This is a genomic window from Streptomyces katrae (genome assembly GCF_002028425.1).
GTDB lineage: Bacteria > Actinomycetota > Actinomycetes > Streptomycetales > Streptomycetaceae > Streptomyces > Streptomyces katrae_A.
The window spans coordinates 2,348,010-2,367,036 of the sequence record NZ_CP020042.1 but is presented as its reverse complement, the minus strand read 5'-3'; the positions used below and the strand labels follow the sequence as shown (position 1 = coordinate 2,367,036).

At 74.5% G+C, this 19,027-nt stretch carries 19 protein-coding genes; 5 read left to right on the top strand and 14 right to left on the bottom strand.

What is annotated here, in order from left to right:
* Positions 1 to 63: 63 nt before the first annotated feature.
* The 8 genes from B4U46_RS10770 to B4U46_RS10735 all read right to left on the bottom strand — a co-directional run bounded on the left by B4U46_RS10770 (position 64) and on the right by B4U46_RS10735 (position 7,917).
* Entirely contained in the window at positions 64 to 534 is a 471-nt protein-coding gene (locus tag B4U46_RS10770) for a hypothetical protein (protein ID WP_237292790.1), read from the bottom strand.
* Positions 535 to 826: 292 nt separating this feature from the next.
* The gene (locus B4U46_RS10765; protein ID WP_079426388.1) at positions 827 to 1,351 is read right to left on the bottom strand and encodes a GNAT family N-acetyltransferase; all 525 of its coding nucleotides are present in this window, start codon (positions 1,349 to 1,351) and stop codon (positions 827 to 829) included.
* Positions 1,352 to 1,469: 118 nt separating this feature from the next.
* Positions 1,470 to 2,186 carry a TetR/AcrR family transcriptional regulator gene (locus B4U46_RS10760; protein ID WP_079426386.1) on the bottom strand — a complete coding sequence of 239 codons (717 nt, stop codon included), beginning with the start codon at positions 2,184 to 2,186 and terminating at the stop codon, positions 1,470 to 1,472.
* Positions 2,187 to 2,224: 38 nt separating this feature from the next.
* Complete coding sequence (locus B4U46_RS10755; RefSeq protein WP_079426384.1) at positions 2,225 to 3,268, bottom strand: PDR/VanB family oxidoreductase; 1,044 nt, start codon at positions 3,266 to 3,268, stop codon at positions 2,225 to 2,227.
* Positions 3,265 to 4,161, bottom strand: a complete 897-nt coding sequence (locus B4U46_RS10750) for a metal-dependent hydrolase (RefSeq protein WP_079426382.1) — start codon at positions 4,159 to 4,161, stop codon at positions 3,265 to 3,267. The genes B4U46_RS10755 and B4U46_RS10750 overlap by 4 nt, the downstream gene beginning before the upstream one ends.
* A 163-nt stretch (positions 4,162 to 4,324) precedes the next feature.
* Positions 4,325 to 6,250: a hypothetical protein gene (locus tag B4U46_RS10745; RefSeq protein WP_199848330.1), complete on the bottom strand. Its 1,926-nt coding sequence runs from the start codon at positions 6,248 to 6,250 to the stop codon at positions 4,325 to 4,327.
* 91 nt (positions 6,251 to 6,341) lie between these two features.
* Positions 6,342 to 7,136, bottom strand: a complete 795-nt coding sequence (locus tag B4U46_RS10740; RefSeq protein WP_079426378.1) for a tyrosine-protein phosphatase — start codon at positions 7,134 to 7,136, stop codon at positions 6,342 to 6,344.
* 157 nt (positions 7,137 to 7,293) lie between these two features.
* The gene (locus tag B4U46_RS10735) at positions 7,294 to 7,917 is read right to left on the bottom strand and encodes a rhomboid-like protein (RefSeq protein WP_237292788.1); all 624 of its coding nucleotides are present in this window, start codon (positions 7,915 to 7,917) and stop codon (positions 7,294 to 7,296) included.
* Between the two features lie 65 nt (positions 7,918 to 7,982).
* On the opposite strand from B4U46_RS10735, the gene B4U46_RS38960 reads away from it, so the two are divergent.
* Together B4U46_RS38960 and B4U46_RS10725 are read left to right on the top strand one after the other, a co-directional pair.
* On the top strand, positions 7,983 to 9,212 hold the full coding sequence (locus tag B4U46_RS38960; RefSeq protein WP_123995620.1) for a hypothetical protein: 1,230 nt from the start codon (positions 7,983 to 7,985) through the stop codon (positions 9,210 to 9,212).
* Positions 9,213 to 9,846: 634 nt separating this feature from the next.
* Positions 9,847 to 11,187, top strand: coding sequence for a PepSY-associated TM helix domain-containing protein (locus B4U46_RS10725; protein WP_420543155.1), 1,341 nt, complete (start codon positions 9,847 to 9,849; stop codon positions 11,185 to 11,187).
* Positions 11,188 to 11,262: 75 nt separating this feature from the next.
* Here the strand turns inward: B4U46_RS10725 and B4U46_RS10720 are convergent, their stop codons facing one another.
* A complete protein-coding gene (locus B4U46_RS10720) occupies positions 11,263 to 11,904 on the bottom strand; it encodes a winged helix-turn-helix domain-containing protein (RefSeq protein WP_079426374.1) in 642 nt (213 codons plus the stop codon).
* 459 nt (positions 11,905 to 12,363) lie between these two features.
* A complete protein-coding gene (gene glnII / locus B4U46_RS10715) occupies positions 12,364 to 13,383 on the bottom strand; it encodes a glutamine synthetase (RefSeq protein WP_079426372.1) in 1,020 nt (339 codons plus the stop codon).
* 193 nt (positions 13,384 to 13,576) lie between these two features.
* Between glnII and B4U46_RS10710 the strand changes: the two genes are divergently transcribed.
* Positions 13,577 to 14,524, top strand: coding sequence for a Gfo/Idh/MocA family protein (locus B4U46_RS10710; protein WP_079431681.1), 948 nt, complete (start codon positions 13,577 to 13,579; stop codon positions 14,522 to 14,524).
* A gap of 6 nt (positions 14,525 to 14,530) precedes the next feature.
* On the opposite strand, the gene B4U46_RS10705 is transcribed toward B4U46_RS10710, so the two are convergent.
* Together B4U46_RS10705 and B4U46_RS10700 are read right to left on the bottom strand one after the other, a co-directional pair.
* Entirely contained in the window at positions 14,531 to 15,058 is a 528-nt protein-coding gene (locus tag B4U46_RS10705; RefSeq protein ID WP_237292786.1) for a hypothetical protein, read from the bottom strand.
* 825 nt (positions 15,059 to 15,883) lie between these two features.
* A complete protein-coding gene (locus B4U46_RS10700; protein ID WP_237292778.1) occupies positions 15,884 to 16,324 on the bottom strand; it encodes a MarR family winged helix-turn-helix transcriptional regulator in 441 nt (146 codons plus the stop codon).
* A gap of 70 nt (positions 16,325 to 16,394) precedes the next feature.
* Here B4U46_RS10700 and B4U46_RS10695 point away from each other — a divergent pair, with 70 nt between their 5' ends.
* Positions 16,395 to 17,252, top strand: a complete 858-nt coding sequence (locus B4U46_RS10695; RefSeq protein ID WP_237292776.1) for an alpha/beta fold hydrolase — start codon at positions 16,395 to 16,397, stop codon at positions 17,250 to 17,252.
* A gap of 10 nt (positions 17,253 to 17,262) precedes the next feature.
* Here the strand turns inward: B4U46_RS10695 and B4U46_RS10690 are convergent, their stop codons facing one another.
* Positions 17,263 to 17,634, bottom strand: a complete 372-nt coding sequence (locus tag B4U46_RS10690) for an ArsC/Spx/MgsR family protein (protein WP_079426368.1) — start codon at positions 17,632 to 17,634, stop codon at positions 17,263 to 17,265.
* A 129-nt stretch (positions 17,635 to 17,763) separates the two neighbouring features.
* On the opposite strand from B4U46_RS10690, the gene B4U46_RS10685 reads away from it, so the two are divergent.
* Positions 17,764 to 18,021, top strand: coding sequence for a hypothetical protein (locus B4U46_RS10685; protein WP_079426366.1), 258 nt, complete (start codon positions 17,764 to 17,766; stop codon positions 18,019 to 18,021).
* A 56-nt stretch (positions 18,022 to 18,077) separates the two neighbouring features.
* Here B4U46_RS10685 and B4U46_RS10680 read toward each other — a convergent pair whose 3' ends face one another.
* Complete coding sequence (locus tag B4U46_RS10680; protein WP_079431678.1) at positions 18,078 to 18,980, bottom strand: hypothetical protein; 903 nt, start codon at positions 18,978 to 18,980, stop codon at positions 18,078 to 18,080.
* Between the last annotated feature and the right edge of the window lie 47 nt (positions 18,981 to 19,027).

The window sequence follows — 19,027 nt, the reverse complement described above, 5'->3', positions numbered from 1 at the left end:
CACCCGCCCGCAGACGGGGTGGTACCGGCCGCGGCCCGGCACCACCCCGTCACGCCGTCCGGCTCAGACCCAGATCCGGACGGCTTCCATCCGCCGCGCCTGCCCGGTCGTGCCCACGTACACCGGGTTCCCGGCGAGCGCGTTCAGCCAGCCGAGGTCCGCCACGTGCGCCTGCGCCGACACGCCGCCGCTGCCGACCTGGAGGCCCAGCGCCTCCATCTGCCGGGACTCCCCGGTGGTGCCGACCGTCACCGCCTTCCCGTCGGCCGCGCACCGCCAGCCCTGCCAGCCGATGTCGGCCAGATGGGCGTCGGCACAGACCCCGCCCGTCCCGCTGGTTGCCACGGTCAGCGCCTCCATCCGGCGGCTCTGCCCGGTGGTACCGGCCACGGCGCCGTCGCACACCGCCGACTGCCAGCCGATGTCCTGCACGTGCGCGGCGTAGCAGACCACCCGCGCGGCCGGCGCGAGCGCGTGCTGCCGGGCGGCCGCCGCCTCGACGTCCGCGACCACCGAGGCCGGTGCCACGGCCACCGCGCCGGCACTCCCGCTCGGCGCCGACGGCCGCGGCTGGGCCCCGGCCACCCCCGTGGCCCCCAGTAAGCCCGCCAGTGCCAGCCCCAACACGGCGCCCGCGGACCTGCCCATGGAATTCCCCATCGTTTTCCCCTCCTGGTACCGACTGGTCGCGACCATCAGTACCGGCGGGCCGGGCACCCGGACAACGGGTCCCCGCACGGACGGCCGAGAGCCGCCCCGGTCCGGCGGGCGCGGCGGGCCGGCGCCCCGCGGCCGGGGCCTGCCCTCCCACCCTGGTCCCCGCGTCTCATACGTCGAGGCGCCGCTCCAGGAGGATCACCCCGTACACCCGGCCGTCCTTGCCCTGCTTCGACGGGAACTCGCCCACGACCCGGTAGCCGGCGCCCTGGTAGTACGCCAGCAGCCGCGGGTTGGTCGACACGCAGTCCAGCCGCGCCCGCTCCCGCCCGGTCCGCGCGATCCGGTGCTCGGCGTGCTCCAGGATGCGCAGGCCGGTTCCCGGCGCGGCCGTCTCACGGTCCACCATCAGCCGGTGCACATAGCCCGCGACCGGCGGCTGGACCCCCCATGCCTCCTCGTCGGACCACCACAGCTCGTACGCCCCGACGACCTGCCCGTCGGCGTCCGCCGCGAGCCACACCTCCCCGTCGCGCATCTTCCCGCGGAAGTGAGCGGCGTCCTTCTCGCCCGGCTTCCACTGGTCGATGCCCTGCTTGCGCATCCACCGGGCGGCCTGGTCGTACAGCTTCACCAGGATTCCGGCGTCCTTCTCCCCGGCCGCCCGGAACACGATCCCGTCGTCAATGATCACGCGGGCATTATCGCCAGCGGCGCCGCCCGGTCCCACCCGCCCCCACCCGGCTGTCCGTCGGACCTCCGCGGCGTCGCGGCGTCCCCCGCAGATCCATCGGACACCCCGGCGGCGGCCGTCACATCTCCCGTGCGTCCTCGCGCGGCCCCGGCACCAGCGCCGCCAGCCGCCCGACCAGTTCCCCGAAGGGCCCGTCGGCCGGCTCGCCCGCCAGGATGCGTACGAGGATCCCCGCCATCTCCGCGTCGTACGCCGCGCTCACCGCGGCCAGCGCGGCGAAGTCGTGCACCAGCTGGAGCTCCAGCTCGGCCCGCGGGATCCGCCGCCCGTCCAGCCACAGCAGCGCCGTCGACTCGGCCAGCGACACCCACGACCGCACCACCAGCTCCAGGCGGGCGGGCGGCTCCTCCACCCCGATGTGCGCGAGGATCTGCTCGTACGCGGCCTGCCGCACCTCGTCGATCATCGCGTTGGCCCGGCTGCTGCCCGCCGCCGGGCCGCCGCGCAACAACGCCGAGAAACCGGGGCCGTGGTCGTCGACGAACGCGAAGTACCGGCCCATCACCCGCAGCAGGCGGGCCCCGAGCGGACCCTCCTGCGGCTCGACGAACCGCTCGGCCAGCTCGTCGGCGGCCCGCCGCAGCGCGGCCTCGTACAGGCTCAGCTTGCCCGGGAAGTAGTGGTAGACGAGCGGCCGGGATATCCCGGCCGCCGCCGCGATCTCGTCGATCGACACGTCGTCGGGGGAGCGGTGGCTGAACAGCTCCAGGGCAACCCCGATCAGCTGCTGCCGCCGCTCCTCGACACCCATCCTGCGCCGCACCCCGGTCGTCATGGCGAACACCCTACTTCGAGGGAGGGCGGGCCACTTGTTCAGAGGTCCAGCGTCAGCCGGTCCTCGGCGGCGCGGGAGACGCACAGCAGCATCGAGTCCGCCCGCTCCCCGTCCGTCAGGAGCTCGTCGCGGTGGTCGACCGCTCCCGCCAGGACCCGGTGCCGGCAGGTGCCGCAGAAGCCCTGTTCACAGGAGTACGGGGTGTCGGGCAGGACCCGGCGCACCGCGCTGAGCGCCGACTCGCCGGCCCCGACCTCCACCGTGGCGCCCGTGCGGGCGAGTTCGACGGTGAAGGGCCGGCCCGGGCCGGTCGCCGCCGCGCCGAACCGCTCCAGGTGCACCGCCGACGGGTCGGGCGCCGCCGCCCGGACCGCCTGCATCAGCGGTTCCGGGCCGCAGCAGTACACCAGCGTGCCCGGCCGGATCCCGGCCAGCGGGGCCAGGTCCGGCAGGCCCGCCTCGTCCTGCGCGGCGACCGTCACCCGCTCCCCGTACGCGGCGAGTTCGGGCAGGAACGGCATCGACGCCCGCGAACGCCCCCCGTACAGCAGGGTCCAGTCCGCACCCGCCTCCGTCGCCGCGCGGAGCATGGGCAGGACCGGGGTGATCCCGATGCCCCCCGCGACGAAGGCGTACGAGGGCGCGGGCAGCAGCTCGAACCGGTTGCGCGGCGCCCGCACGTCCAGCCCGGCGCCCTCCACCAGCCGGGCGTGCGCCTCGCGCGAGCCCCCGCGCCCGTCCTCGACCAGCCGGACCGCGATGGTGTAGCGGCCGGCGTCGGCCGGGTCCCCGCACAGCGAGTACTGGCGCACCAGCCCCGACGGCAGCCGTACGTCCACGTGCGCGCCCGGGGTCCAGGCCGGCAGTTCACCGGACTCCAGCACGAGCCGCAGCACCCCCTCGGCGGGTTCGCTGCGCGAGACGATCAGGGCGCGCAGCCAGCGCCGCGGGGAGTGGCCCGACACGGGGGTCTCCAGCGCGGGCAGCGGCCACAGGGGGGAGCGGCCGATGCGCTTGCGCAGCGCCCGCCGGGTCAGTACGGCGGCCCCCGCCACCGCCGTGACGGCCAGGGCCCGCCTCACGGCCGCACCCCGCCGTTCGCGCCGGGGGAGGAGGCCAGGTAGGCCACGGCCTGGGCGGTGGAACCTTCCTGCGAGGGGTGGTACGTCCGTGAGAGGTACGTCGGGATCGACCTCAGCATCGCCCCCGTCGAGGGCAGGACCCCCTTGCGCCCGGCCCGGACGAACTGGCCGAGGGAGGCCTTGGCGCCGGGCCGCAGGGGGTCGTTCTCCATGAAGAAGCGGGCGCCGCGCTGCCACAGGAACACCAGGGCGGCGAAGGCGGTGGCCCAGGTCCGGGCCCGGCGGCGGTAGTTGCCGTCGACGTGCATGAACAGGTCGAAGGCGACGGAGCGGTGCTCGACCTCCTCGGCGCCGTGCCAGCGCAGCAGGTCCAGCATCATCGGGTCGGCCCCGCGCCGGTCGAGTTCCCTCGCGTTGAGCACCCAGTCGCCGAGGAAGGCCGTGTAGTGCTCGATGGCGGCGATCATCGCGACCCGCTCCATCAGCCACCACTTCCGGGCCCGTCCGGGCGGCAGGGTGCGGTCGCCGAGCAGCTTCTCGAAGAGCCAGTCGACCTGCGCGGTGTAGGGGGTGGGGTCCAGACCGAGGCGCTTGAGGTGGGGGAGCACGTCGTCGTGCGCGGCGGCGTGCATGGCCTCCTGCCCGATGAACCCGACGACGTCCGCCCGCAGCCGCTCGTCCGTGACGTGGGGGAGCACCTGCTTGTAGACGTGCACGAACCACCGCTCACCGGCGGGCAGCAGCAGGTGCAGCACGTTGATGGTGTGCCCGGCGAAGGGCTCGCCGGGCAGCCAGTGCAGCGGCGTGTCCTCCCAGGAGAAGGAGACGTTCCGTGCCCGGAGGTCTATGTGTTCCGACTCCACGGGGGCGGGCGCGAGCGGCGTATTAGACATGGCGTCAATGTACTGAGGGGTACGGGAGAGGGAAACCCCTCCGGCACTGCCGCTCCCGCATCTTTCAGCCTCGCCGGCGTTTGAGGCGCGGGGGTCCGGGGGCGGAGCCCCCGGGGAACGGAGGAAGGGTGGGTAGGGGAGCGGCCCCGCGCAGCGGCCCGGCCTAGCGGAGCGCCCCGGCCGTGCTCCCGTCCGTCAGCTTCCCCGAAAGGTCCACCTGCGCCCCCTCCGGCGCCTTCACCGCCAGCCGGTTCCCGTTCGCGCTGCCGTTCACCCCGCTGCCCGTCGCCGTCAGGGACGTGAACTGCGCACTGCCCGCCGCCAGGACGTACCACTGCCCCGCCCGGGACTTCCACAGCACCCCGGCCAGCACCCTCGGCTCCCGCGTACCGCACGCCGGGGAGCCCTCCGCCTTGGCCGCCTGCGCGGCCAGCGCCGCCCCCGGCGCCAGGAACTGCACCTGCACCCGGTCCGCCGCCCCCTGCCAGGTCTCCGCCCGGCTGCACAGCCAGGTCGCAGCCCCGTCGCCCTCCGGCAACGGCTGCTTCGCGTACGTCCACGCGTTCACGGACCGCACCCCGTGCGAGCGCACCGACGGCAGCAGGCACGCCGTCTTCGACCACTCGCCCAGCTCCGCCGCCTCCGTCACGTCCCGCGCGGCACCCGGCGCGCCCGAGGTCAGCCGGGCCGGGGTCAGCTCGCCCAGGTCGGTGACCAGCCGGGTGGCCCCGTCACCCGTCAGGGCCAGCGCGTTCCAGCTCGTGCACTCGCCGTTCGCCGCCGGACCCAGCACCGGCGGGGTCAGCCCGTCCGGGGTGAGCTTCAGCGCGGTCGGCCGGTCACCGGGCTTCAGCAGGTCCCGTACGGCGGCGCCGGTGACCCAGGGGGCCGTCAGGTAGCGGACGTTGCCGTCGACCCGGCTGAGCACCAGGGCGGTCGCGGTGTCCGCCGTCGCCCCGTCGGTCCGCGCGAAGTCCAGGGCCGCACCCGCCGTCCCGTTGCGCGGCTCGGCGTACCGCACCACGCGCAGCCCGTCGTACAGCAACACCACCACCGCCTGGTCGACGGTCCCCGCGAACAGCAGCTGCGGCGGCCCCATCGGCGGCCCCGACGGGGTGCCGGGAGTGGCCGAGACCACCACCGCCTTGCCCGGGCGGGCCCACACGGCCAGCGCCCGCCGCAGCAGCTCGGTGTCCGTGGCCCGGTCGCCGCGCGCCGGCCAGACGGAGTAGTCCCCACGGGAGGAGGTGCGCCACGCCGTGGCCGCGACCCGCACCAGCTGCCCCGGGTCCAGGGCCTGCTGCGCCACCGCGTTCTGCGCGTACAGCGGCGCGGCGGGCCCGTCCGCCCCCCAGCCGCCGCCCGGCAGCGCCAGCAGCGCCCCGCACACCGCGAGGGCGGCCGCCCCGGCCAGGGCCGCCCGTGCGAAGCGGCGGCGGCGCAGCAGGTCGGTGGGCCGGGCCTGGAGCACGCAGGGGTCGAACTCGGGGGAGGCGAACAGGGCGTCGTGCGCCGGGTCCCCGGACTCCGCCACGGCCGCCGCCGGGTCGGCCACTCCGGCCTCGGCGAGCACCCGCAGCACGTCCGGCTCCGCCAGCCCCTCCAGCGCCCGCAGGACGCAGGCCGCCCGGCCGGGGCCGTTCAGGGTGGCCAGCCACTGGTCCAGGGCCAGCTCCTCGGCCCCGCCCGCGCGCGGGAACAGCCGCAGCCCCCACACCTGCGGGAGCAGCGCCGGCAGCTGCCCGCGCAGCGGGAGCGCCCGGAAGGTCAGCGGGACCCCCGCCTCCAGGGCCGACCGCAGCACGCGCAGCCGTACGTACGCGTACCCCGACTCGGGCCCGCCCAGCCCGCCCCGCTGCGCCGGCACCCCGCCCTGCACCGCCGCCTCCGCATTGGAGGCCCGCCGCCCGCGCGGCAGTGCGCGCTGGGCCAGCGAGTGGGCGGTGAGCACCCGCCGGTTGCGGCCGAGGGAGGGCGGCAGCACCAGGTAGGCGAGCCGCACCAGCCGCGGGTAGTGCTCGACGATGGCGGCCTCGGCCTGCTCGACGTCGGGGGGCAGGGAGCGGGTGGCGGTATCCGGCGCAGTCACGTTCAGCAGAACGAGCGAATCGCGGGACGGTCACCCGCAGCGGCGCACACGTTCGGATGAACCCGGCCCGCCGGGCGTGACGCCGGGCCGGTCACACGACGAGTCGCGCGCGCAGCGCCGCGACCGTCTCGTCCGGCACCTTCAGGCCCTCGCGCACGTACTTCTCCATCGACCCGAAGCGCAGGTAGAGCTCGTCCAGGCCCGCCTCCAGGTACGAGGGGAACACCCCGATCAGCGCCAGCGCGATGTCCGGGTCCCCGCCGGCGGCGGTGAAGCCCTCGATCATCGGGGCGAACGCCGCCTTCACCGCCGGATTCACCGACAGGTACTCGGCCATCAGGGTCTCGTCGTCCGCCCCGAGCACCGACAGCAGCACCGTCGCGCCCCAGCCCGTACGGTCCTTGCCGGCCGTGCAGTGGAACAGCAGCGGACCCGCCTGCGGGTCGGCGGCCTCGGTCAGCAGCGTGTGGTACGCGGCGTGCGCGGAGGCGGTGGTGACGAAGGACCGGTAAACCGAGCCGAACAGGGCCCGCGCCTTGCCGTCGCCCAGGTGCTCCTCGGCCACCACCGGGTCCGCCAGCAGGTCCTTGAGCTGCGCGGCGGCGGGCATCCGCGCCTCGCTGATCTTGTCCGCCAGGACGTCGCGCACGAGCAGCCGGGCACCCTGCGGTATCCGGTCCGGGCGGTCGGCCCGCTCGGCGTCGCTGCGCAGGTCGATGACCGTGCGCAGGCCCAGCGCGGCCATCGCCGGGTCGGCGTCGAGGTCGAGCCGGTCGAGGGCCGCCGAGCGCAGGACGAGGCCCGAGCGGACGGTGCGGCCGCCGGCGAGCGGGGTACCACCGAGGTCGCGGAGGTTGGCGACGGTGGTGGAGGTCGTGGCGGTCATCGTGGCGGCTCCAGCGTCGTGCGCACGGGGCGGGAAGAACCGGCCGCGCGGGGTGAGGTGACTCGTGTCGGGCGTGTCGTGCGAGTGATGCGGGTTCTGCGGGTTCTGCGGGTTCTGCGGGTCGCGGGGCGGTGGCGGCCGCCGTCGCGTCCCTTGCTCATATATGAGCGATTTTCCGATGGTTCGACCCGGAAAGATAATCGACGGCGAACGAGACCCCGAGGCCGAGGCCCAGCGCCACGAGGTGCCCGGCGTCGGTGAAGGTCCGCTCCCGCCGCAGCACCGGCCGCACCGCGAGGGCCAGCAGCCCGGCCCGGGCCGTCGTGCGCACCGCCCCGCGCGGCAGCGCCGAGGTCAGCGCGCCGAGCACGGCGTTGAACCCGTAGCTCGTGCCGACGTCCACGGCCCGGCGGGTGTCGCGGTCGGCCGTACGGCGCAGCACCCCGTAGACGAGGAGCGTCGCCGAGGCGTGCCCGAAGAGGAAGACCGCGGCCGTCCACCAGGCCCCGTACGCGTACTCCGCGTAGCCCAGCACCGCGACCAGCAGCAGCGCGTACGGCAGCGGCATCGGCTCCTCGACGACGAGCGCGCTGCTCAGCAAGGTCTCCCAGCGGCCGCGGTCGAGGTTGTCGACGTTGGTCGAGCAGTCGCGCAGCATCCGCTCCCGCTCCGCCGGAGCCAGCCGCTCCAGCGCGTGGGCCCCGAGCTGGACCCCGCCGGTGTAGAGCGCGCCCAGCGGCCCCAGGGGGAGCGCGGACCATGACCATGGCAGTGGATTCACCCGTTCATGATCGGATACGGGCCCGGCGCGTACGGCGGCGGGCCCCGTGAGAGCATGACCGGGACATGTCTGAATCCCGCCCCCGCGTGCCGATGCGCGCCCCGCGCGCCGCGATGTTCGCGGCGGTGTGCGTGGCGCTGGCCGCCGTGGGGCACGCCCACATGTCGGGTACGGACGTCCCCCTGCCCTGGCTCCTGGGAGCCTTCGCCGTCACGGCCGCCCTCGCGTGGACGGCCGCGGGCCGCCGCTGCGGCCCGCTGGGCATCACGACGGCCCTGCTGGCGGTCCAGGGGGCCCTGCACGTCGCCTTCTCGGCGGGCCAGGGCCACGCCCATGGCTCCGCCCCGATGGCGGGCCACCACCACTCGATGCCGATGCCGATGCCGGCCGGCGGCACGGGCCGGGCGGACGCCGCGGGTGGGGGCCACTCGGCGGGCGCCGCCGGGTCCGGGACGGCCCGTGCCGGGGAGGGCGCCGCCAGCGGCCCGGCCCACGCCGCGGATGCCGCCGGCACCGGGCTCGGCCACGCCCCGGGGCCGGCTGACGCCGGGGCGGCCCATGCTTCCGGGCTGGCCGATGCCGCCGGGGCGACCCACTCGGCCGGACTGCACGACCCGGCCGCCCTGGCCCACTCGGCCGGCCTGGCCGACCCGGCCGCCCTGGCCGACCCGGCCGGACTGCACGACCCGGCTGCCCTGGCCCACTCGGCCGGCCTGGCCGACCCGGCCGCTCTGGCCGACCCCGCCGGCCTGGCCCACGCCGCCACCGGTATGGCCCACTCCGGCATGGCCCATGCCACGGGGATGGGCTCCGGCTCCGGTATGGCGGACGGGATGGCCTCGGCCACCGGTATGGCGGACGGGCTGGCTTCCGCCACCGGGATGGCCGACGGCATGGCCTCCGCCACAGGTACGGCCGACGGCATGTCGGCCGGGCTCGGCCATCTGCTCGGGATGGCCGGCCACGGTGGCTTCGGCATGGTCGCCGCGCACCTGCTGGCCGGGCTGTTCTGCGCCCTCTGGCTCGTCTGGGGCGAGGCCGCCGTGTTCCGGCTGGCCGGGGCCCTCGGGGCCACCGCCCTGCTGGCCGCCCGGCCGCTCGCCCGGGTCCTCGCGCTGCTCCGCACCCGGCCCGCCCCGGTGCCGGGTCCGCCCGCGCAGCGCCCCTCGTACGAGCGGCCACCGCGCCGCCTGCGCGGGGCCGTGCACGCCCATACGGCCGTCCGCCGGGGCCCGCCCCGTCGGCGAGACACCCGCACCACGGCCCTCCGGCCGCTGCCTGCCCGCGCCGCCTGACCGGCGCACCTCCGTCCGCGAGGGGGTGGCGAGACCCGGGGGCCGATCCCCTGTTTCGCCGAACCCTAGGACCGACATGTCCCTTGACGACCTCACGGACGCCCCCAGGCGGGCCCCCGAGCCCGCCCCCACGCCCGACTCCACCCCCGCGCCCGCACCCACCCCCGCGTCCGGCCCGGCGCCCGCACCCACCCCCGCGTCCGGCCCGGCGCCCGCGCCCACCCCCGCGTCCGAGCCCGCGTCCGAGCCCGCGTCCGAGCCCGCGTCCGAGCCCGCGTCCGAGCCCGCGTCCGCGTCCGCGCCTGAGTCCGCGTCCGCCCCCGAGCCTGAGTCCGCGTCCGCGTCCGCGTCCGCGCCTGAGTCCGCGTCCGCCCCCGAGCCTGAGTCCGCGTCCGCGTCCGCGTCCGCGCCTGAGTCCGCGTCCGCCCCCGAGCCTGAGTCCGCGTCCGCGTCCGCGTCCGCGCCTGAGTCCGCGTCCGCCCCCGAGCCCGCGCCCGCGTCCGCGCCCGCGCCTGCCTCTGAGTCCGGATCCGCGTCCACACCGCCCGACACCGCGCCCGCGTCGGGATCCGCACCCGCCCCCGGAACCGGCGGAGCCAAGGGGTGGGCCGCCCTGCGGCCGCTGCTCCTGCGCGTGCACTTCTACGCCGGGCTGCTCATAGCCCCCGTCCTCTTCCTCGCCGCCGCCACCGGCCTGCTCTACGCCGGGTCCTGGCAGGCCGAGCGGATCCTCTACTCCCACGAGCTGACCGTCGACCGGGTCGGCGAGGCCGCCGTCCCGCTCAGTACCCAGGTGAAGGCCGCCAAGGCCGCCGAGCCCCAGGGCAAGGTCGTCGGCGTGTGGCCCGCGCCCGAGGCCGACGCCACCACCCGCGTGATCATGGAGGCCCCGGGCCTGGCGGAGGGCGAGACCCGCACCGTCTTCGTCGACCCCTACACCGCCGAGGTCCGCGGGCAGCTCACCACCAGCGGTGACGCGCTGCCCCTGCGGGCCTGGCTCAGCGAGTTCCACGCCAGCCTCCAGCTCGGGGAGTTCGGCCGGAACTACAGCGAACTCGCGGCCAGCTGGCTCTGGATCGTCGCCCTCGGCGGTCTCGCCCTGTGGATCGGCCGGCGCCGCAGCCGCAAGGCCCTGCTCGTCGTACCCGACCGGAAGGCCACCGGCCGCCGCAAGACCCTCTCCTGGCACGGCAGTATCGGCCTCTGGGCCGCCGTGGGCCTCGTCGGCCTCTCCGCGACCGGTCTGACCTGGTCGAAGTACGCCGGGGAGAACATCGGGCAGCTCCAGGACCGGCTCGGCGGGGCCACCCTCGCCCTCTCCGCCACCCTTGACCCGGGCGCCGGCGCCTCTGACGGCGGCGGCGAGCACGCCGGGCACATCATGCCCGACGGCACCGAGATGACCATGCCGATGCCCGCCACCGACATCGGCGTCGACAAGGCCGTCGCCGCCGCCCGCGCCGCCGGGGTCACCGAGAGCCTGCGCGTCACCCTGCCCGCCAAGGGCAAGGGCTACGTGGTCAAGGAGGCCGACAAGACCCTGCCCGTGCACCTGGACTCGGTCGCCGTCGACCCCGCCGACGGCCGGATCATGGACGAGCTCCGCTTCGCGGACTACCCGCTGCTCGCGCAGCTGACCCGGTTCGGGATCGACCTGCACATGGGTCTGACCTTCGGGATCGCCAACCAGCTCGCGCTCGCCGCGCTCGCCGTCGCGGTGATGTTCCTGATCGTCTGGGGCTACCGGATGTGGTGGATGCGCCGGCCCACCAAGGACCGCGCGCTCTCCGTCGGCCGCGCCCAGCCGCGCGGGGCCTGGCGCAGGCTCCCGGTGACGGTGCTGCTGCCGTTCGCCGCCGTGACCGTGGTGGTGGGCTGGTTCGTTCCGCTGCTGGGCCTCAGCCTGCTGGCGTTCCTCGTGGTGGACGGGGCCCTCGGCTTCGCCACCCGCAGGCGGGCGCCGAAGGCCGCGTAACGGGGAGGACGGTGGGCCCGTACCCGCCCCGGCGCGTACGGGCCCACCACCATCCCGAGCCGTGCCGTCCCGGCGTCACGGCGTGTACTTGTACCCCACGCGGCGGACGGTCTGGATCGCGCCCCGGTGCGCCGCGCCCAGCTTGCGCCGCAGGCGGGCGATGTGGACGTCGACCGTCCGGCCGTCGCCGACGTGGCCGTAGCCCCAGACCGTGGTCACCAGCTGGTCCCGGCTGTGCACCCGGTGCGGGTGGGCCACCAGGTGGGCGAGCAGCTCGAACTCCAGGTAGGTGAGGTCGAGCAGCTCGCCGTCCACCTCGGCCGTGCGCTGCGCGGCGTCGATCCGCACCAGCGCGTCTCCGGTCGTGGTCGAGGGCTGCGGCGCAGGCTGGACGGGCGCCACGGCACCGGCCCCCGGTCCCTGCACCGGTACCGAGACCGGGACGGAGTGCGGGGCGAAGGCGATCGGCTGCTGGTCGGCCGGTACCAGGACCAGGTAGCCGACCATCGGCGGCTGGCCCGGCAGCGTGGGCACGGCGTGCTGGGGTGCGGGAAGCCAGGTGGCGCCCGGCGGGAGCAGGTCCACCACCCGGGCCACCTCGTCCCGGTCCACGGCCCGCAGGCGATGGCGCGGACCGGCCGCGGGGAACGGCGGGAAGGGCAGGGGAGCGGAGGTCGCAGCGGAGGCGGCAGAAGCGATGGAGCGGGTGTTAGCCATGAGTGGTCAGCTCTTTCACGCGGAGTGGTCGGCAGAAGACGTACGTGTGCATGAGCACGTGTGCGTGTGCACGTAGTCGTTGCGTACCGCGCAGACCGAAGGCCTCGGGCGGGTCTGGTGAGAGGTCCCGGAAGGCTTTAGAGGGCCGGCGCGTTCTCGGCGCGGCAACACACCCGGTCGAAGTCGTGGTCCTGACGGGACGGCCAGAACGGCTCCAGGTCGCTGCGACCTGTCGGGGTGTACGGATGGCTGGCCATGGGCGTCATTGAAGCAGAAACCGCGGCCCCGAGGCAGGTTGCGTCTCACTTACTGGATCGGAATCTCATATTCCGTCGTTAAGTCTTCGTCAGGTCGTCACAATCCCGACAAACCGTCAAGAGGAAAGTCGCTTCCGTCCGTCGGGTCCGATCCCGCGTATCGCATCGTGGGCGGATCCGTCCCACGCGCACGGGCAGGGGGTCAGACCAGTCCGTCCCGCTCCAGACCGGTGCAGCAGGTGTCCACGATCAGCCGGGTCACCACGTACGGGTCCACGTTCGCGTTGGGACGGCGGTCCTCGATGTACCCCTTGCCCTCCTTCTCCACCTGCCACGGGATGCGGACCGACGCGCCGCGGTCCGAGACGCCGTAGCTGAACTCGTTCCAGGGAGCGGTCTCGTGCAGCCCCGTCAGGCGCTCGTCGATGCCCGCGCCGTAGTTCTTGACGTGGTCCAGCGGCTTGCTGCCCTCGCCCAGCGCCTCGCACGCCGAGATGATCGCGCGGTAGTCCTCGCGCATCGCCTTCGTGGAGAAGTTGGTGTGCGCGCCCGCGCCGTTCCAGTCGCCCTTCACCGGCTTCGGGTTCAGCGTCGCCGACACGTTGAACTCCTCGGCCGTGCGGTACAGCAGCCAGCGCGCGATCCAGAGCTGGTCCGAGACCTCCAGCGGGCCCACCGGACCGACCTGGAACTCCCACTGCCCGGGCATGACCTCCGCGTTGATGCCGGAGATCTCCAGACCGGCGGCGAGGCAGTGGTCCAGGTGCTTCTCGACGATCTCGCGGCCGAAGATCTCGTCCGCGCCGACACCGCAGTAGTAGCCGCCCTGCGCCGCCGGGAAGCCGCCGACCGGGAAGCCGAGCGGGCGGGCGCCGTCGAAGAAGGTGTACTCCTGCTCGATGCCGAAGACCGGCTCCTGCGCGGCGAACTTCTCGGCGACCGGACGCAGCAGCGCGCGGGTGTTCGACTCGTGCGGGGTCATGTCGATGTTCAGTACCTCGCACAGCACGAGGATGTTCTTGCCGCCGCGGATCGGGTCCGGGCAGGAGAACACGGGCTGGAGCACGCGGTCGGAGGCGTGCCCCTCCGCCTGGTTCGTGCTGGAGCCGTCGAAGCCCCAGACGGGCAGCCCGGCGCCGTCCGCGAGGATCTTCGTCTTGGAGCGGAGCTTCGCCGTCGGCTCGGTGCCGTCGATCCAGATGTACTCAGCCTTGTAGCTCACGGGCCCATCCATCCTGACTCTGCGGGTGCTGCGCGGGTGCTGCGGTCTTGGCCGAAAGCGTCCCCCTCGGCGATTTCTCGTCCGTTGCCCGTGTGTGAATCCCTTGTTACCGGGGTTTACGCCGCAGGTGGGGTGGTGTGCGCGGGTCGCCGGCCGCGCACCCGTCCGAGTGGGGCAGACTGAGCAGGTGAGCATTTCGTACGATTTCAACTCTTCCGGCGAGGGCTCCGAGCGGGCCCCCGGCCGCCCCCGCCCCCGCGTCGGCCTGCTCGGCACCGGCCCCTGGGCCCGCCGCACCCACGCCCCCGCCCTCGCCGCCCACACCGGCTCCGACTTCGCCGGCGTCTGGGGCCGCCGCCCCGAAGCGGCGGCCGAGCTGGCGGGCGCGTACGGAGTGAAGGTGTACGAAGACCCCGACGCGCTGTTCGCCGACTGCGACGTGGTGGCCTTCGCCCTGCCGCCGGACGTCCAGGCCCCGCTCGCGGTGCGCGCGGCCGCCGCCGGCTGCCACCTGCTGCTCGACAAGCCCGTCGCCACGACGGTCGCGGACGCCCGCGCCGTCGCCGACGCCGCCGCCGCGCACGGCGTCGCCTCCGTCGTCTTCCTGACCCTCCGCTTCGCCGAGCCCACCGCCGGGTGGGTCCTCGAACAGGCCAAGCGCAGCGGCTGGTTCACCGCCTCCGCCCACTGGCTCGGCGCCGTCTACCCGCCCGACGGCGAGCCCAGCGCGTACGCCGAGTCACCCTGGCGCAAGGCCAAGGGCGGCCTGTGGGACGTCGGCCCGCACGCCCTGTCCGTCCTGATCCCGGTCCTGGGCGACGTCACCGCCGTCACCGCCGCCCGCGGCCCGTCCGACCTGGTCCAGCTCGCCCTGCGGCACGCCTCGGGGGCCGCCAGCACGGCCGTCCTCAGCCTGAGCTCGCCGCGCGCGGCGGCCGGAGTGGGGCTGGAGCTGCGCGGGGCCGAGGGGGTGTTCGCGCTGCCCGACTGGAGCGACGTCCCCGGCGCGTACGGGCGCGCCCTCGACGCCGTCCTCACCGCCGCGCGCACGGGCGTCCCGGACCCGTGCGGGGCGGAGTTCGGCGCCCGGCTCACGGAGATCCTGGCGCAGGCCGAGGCGGAGCTGGGGCCGGCCGTCTGAGGCGGGCTATTTGATGAGGGCGTTGGCGACGATGATGGCCAGGCCGATCGTGGCGTCGGCCAGGCCGATCAGCAACGCCGAGGCGAGCCGGTAGCCGACCCGGACCGCCACGAAGGAACCCCAGGCGAAGAGCAGCGCGGTGTTGAGCCCGAGCCCGACGGCCGTCACCCCGTACGACTCCCAGTGCGCGACCCCCGCCAGGACCAGCAGGAGCACGGTGGGCAGCGTGGCCGCGATCATCGGCCACTCGTTCCACAGCGCCCGCGCCAGCAACCGCCACCGGTGCGCCGCCGAGCCGGCCCGGTGGGTGGTCATGTGGTGCGAATACCCGTGCGCGAGCCCGGCGGTGGCGGCGGTGACGAGGACCCAGCTGGCGTCGTAGAAGGGGGTGTACTCCCCGCCCTTCCGATCGAGCGCGGCCAGCAACCCACTGGCCAGCACGGTCCCGTACACCCCACCGAACATCCAGTCGGCCCCCCGCCGGGGTGGCGGGAGGGGCGCGGCGGCGGGCTGCAGATGCTGCTCTTCGGTCATGGCGGTCCCTGGGCTCGGCTCGTGTAGCGATTAATGACTTTTGTTCCTTTTGGTGTATCCCTCACCCTACGAGGCGGGCGGGTGGGGGCGAGGTGAAGAGCGGGGGGCGGGGCGCCGGACAGCCGGGGCGGGGGTCGGACAGCCGGTGGCGGGGCCGGACAGCCGGGGCGGCATGGGGGATGATCCGGGTCCCAGCTGGGCGGTCTCAGAGAGGGGTTGGGGGTTTCCCGTCAGTCTCATCGTCCTTCCGCGTCGGGCCGCCCTGTCAAGGGCGCTCCTTCGTCGCGTCGCTTCGCGATCGCCTGCGGCGACCCTTGACAGGACGACCCGTCGCGAAATGCCGAAGACTGCCGGGAAACCCCCAAAGGAACGGGACGGATGTTCATGGGCCATGCGGCGGGATCAGCGACCAGGCGGGATGGTCGGGGGCCGCCTCGCCAAGCATCCGGGCCGACATCCATGCCATTCGGGGCCGCGATCCGCGACAGATCGCTACGCGCTCCTCCCGTCCCAGCGTCCGACGACCGCCTGGGGCTGCTGCCCGCAGCTGACGACGACGGAATCGGCATCCGGGGCCGGTGGGCGCATCAAATCGCTACGCGCTCCCCTGTCTCGGCGTCCGCCGCCCGCCTGGGGCTGATACCCGCACCAGATGACGAACAGCGGGGCACCCAAGTACGGGACGAAGAGGTGTCGCCTCCAGGCCGACTTGCTCGTCGTCCATCAGCGCCCCGGGCGGCGTCACGAGAACGATGCCGAGGGTTTGCTGCTGCCTCAACCCGCCACGAACAAGCGCGACGGGCCGAGTGTCCGGCTTGAGCCTCGTCAGGCTCCACCGAACGCCGCGTAAGCCGTCGTCAGGAAGTGGCGTACCGCCTCGCGTTCCGTCGGGGTGAACGCGGCCGAGGTCTCGGCCAGGGTTTCGATCGCCGGGCCGAAGGTGTCCTGGCCCAGGCGGGCCGCCTGCGGGGTGACGGACAGCAGGACGCGGCGGCGGTCGCCGGAGTCGCGGGTGCGGGTCACGTGGCCCAGCCGTTCCAGGCGGTCGATCACCGCCGTCGTGCCTGCCGAGTTGAGGCCCAGGCGGGCGCCCAGGAGCCCCGCCGTGGCCGGTTCGGCGGCGCGGGCGGCGTCCAGCAGGCAGATCAGGGCCCGTACGTCCGTCGGGTGCATGCCGTTGGCGGCGGCGAACTCCGCCTGCCGCAGGCCGAATTCGACCGTCACCTTCCGCAGCAGGTGCACCAGTTCCAGGTGGTTGTCGTCCACGTCGCCTCCCGTCTAGGATCCCTCGCTGAGCGAGATTATCGCCCAGCGAGAGATGGAGAGGTGGAGCAGAGTGGGGAAAGTGGTCCGGGCGTCCTTCCGAGCCGCCTACGACGAGGCCCTCGGCCGCTGGCCCGTCCCCGTCGAGGCCGTCGAGGTCCCCACGCCCTACGGGGTGACCCGCGTCAACAGCTGCGGTCCCGTCGGCGCGCCCCCGCTGGTGCTGCTCCCGGGCGGCGGGGCCACCTCCACCGTGTGGGGTGCCTGTGTCGCCGCCGGGATCGCCCGGGAGCGGCGGGTCCACGCCGTGGACCTGATGGGGGAGCCGGGGCTGAGCGTCCCGGAGCCCGGGCGGAGGCTGCGGACGCCCGAGGACCTGGCCGTATGGCTGGACGCGGTCCTGGACGGGCTCGTGCCCGAGGGGCGGGTCACCCTCGCCGGACACTCCTACGGGGCCTGGATCGCCGCCCACTACGCCGACCGCCGCGCGGGCTGGTACGCCCCGCGCCGGCGGCTCGACCGCCTCGTGCTGCTCGACCCCACCCAGGTCTTCACCGGGCTGGGCCCCCGCTACGTACTGCGGTCCCTGCCCATGCTGGTGCGGCCCACCCCGGAGCGGATCCGCTCCTTCCTCGCCTGGGAGGCCGGCGGGGCCGTGCTCGACCCGGCCTGGCTGCGGCTCCAGGACGAGACGGCCGCCTTCCCCGCCGCCCGGCCCGTCACCGGCCCCCGGCCGGACCTGACGGGGCTCGCCCCCTTCGCCCTCGACGTCCTCTTCGCCGAGCGTGCCCGCTGCCACGACTCACTCCAGGCGCTGGCCGCCGCCACGCGTGCGCTGCCGGGGGCGCGGGTCCGGCTGCTGCGCGGGGTCTCGCACCACGCGCTGCCGCTGACGGCGGCCGGCGAGGTCGCCCGCCTCCTCGCCCCCTGACCGGCCCCGCCTACCCCTTGCGGGACAGGGCCTCGCGGACCGCCTCTTCCGAGCGGGCCACGAGCGCCGTGCCGTCCTCGGCGGTGATGATCGGGCGCTGGATCAGCTTCGGGTGGGCGGCCAGGTGGGCGATCCAGCGGGCGCGGGCCTCGTCCGTCTCCTCGCGCGGGAGGTCCCGTACACCGGTCTCCTTCGCCAGGGGGTCGGAGGTGCGCGTGATGTCCCACGGCTCCAGCCCGAGCCGGCCCAGCACCTCGCGGATCTCGGCCTCGGACGGCACGTCCTCCAGGTAGCGGCGCACGGTGTACTCGGCGCCTTCCGCGTCCAGCAGGGTCAGTGCGCTGCGGCACTTCGAACAGGCGGGATTGATCCAGATCTCCATGCCCGCAAGCCTAGCCAGATCCCCGTCGGCCTCCCGTGCGCGTCCCGTCCGGCCAGGGCTTTTGTCAGTGCCCCCCGGTAAAATCGAGGGAGAACGACAGGAAGCCAACTACCGTTTGGGAGGCTGTAGATGGCCGCTGCCGCGAGCATTGTGATGCCCAGGAAGAAGCCGTTGCCGGCGGGGCTGCCCCGCGAGTGGTACGAGAACCACAACCGCCGTCTGAAGGCCATGCGGCTGGCGATCTCCCTGCTCGACACGGGGACGTACGACGCCAAGCGCGCCACCAACCGCAAGATACGGACGATGGCCGTCCGGGTGGGGATCCACCGGCCGTCCAACCTCACCTGCCGGATGGTCCGCGCCTTCATCGTCGCGAACGCCCGCTGAGGCACAGGCGCGCCGACGGCCGGCCGGCTGCCCTGCCGGCCGGCCGTCCGCCCCGCTCACTTCTCGACGAAGACAATCTCCGTCGGCCCGCAGGTCATCCTCACGGTGTCGCCGGTGACCTCGACGACATGGTGCATGCCGCTGAAGACCTCCGGCTTCCCCTGGATGTAGAACTGGTCGTCCGAGGCCCCGGCCAGGTAGGCGCGGAAGCAGGACAGGGAGGGGTCCGACGGGCTCAGGTCCAGGTAGTCCTTCAGCCTGCGGAAGAGCTTCGGGAGGATCACCGCCCCGTCGTCGGCCGTGAGGGACTGCAGTCCGGTGACCTTCGTACCGGTGGTGGTCGTGTCCTTCTCCCAGATGCTCTTGCCCGGTTCCGGCGCCGCTGCCGCTGCCGCGGCCGCGGCGGTGAGGGAGGCGCGCAGGAGCTCGGGGAACTCGCTGTAGTAGGTCGGGTAGGCCAGGCCGGCCTTGATCAGCTGGTAGTTGACGGTGTTCTTCAGCGCGCGCTCGTCGACCTGCACCAAGGAGCCGTTGAGGGCCGGCTGGGAGTCCTTGCCGACGAGGGCGACGCACCGGCCGAAGATGTCCGCCCCGCGCGTGAGGATGTAGCCGTGCACGACCTCGGGGGTGGTGGCGGTGACCTTCTCGGGGTGCTTGGGGTCGTCCCGGACGACGGAGGTGAAGCCGAGCGCCGTCAGCAGCGCGTCCGCCGCCTGGTGCGCCAGGGACCGGGGCTGGTGCTGCACGCCCGAGGGGGAGTCGTCCAGGCCGTAGTGGGTCTCCAGCGCGTCGATGCCCTCGAGCCGGATCGGGGCGTTGCCGAACGCCCGCGGTACCACGGGTCTGGAGCCGGGGACGAGTTTCCAGTCGGCCACGTCGTCGGGGGTGAAGTTGACGGTGTCGCCGTCCGGCTCGAACCCCTTCGCGCGGAAGGTCCCCCGGATCAACAGCATCGGCATGGGCATGGCGGCTCCCCTGGGTCTGGGACGAGAACGCTCAGTGCATG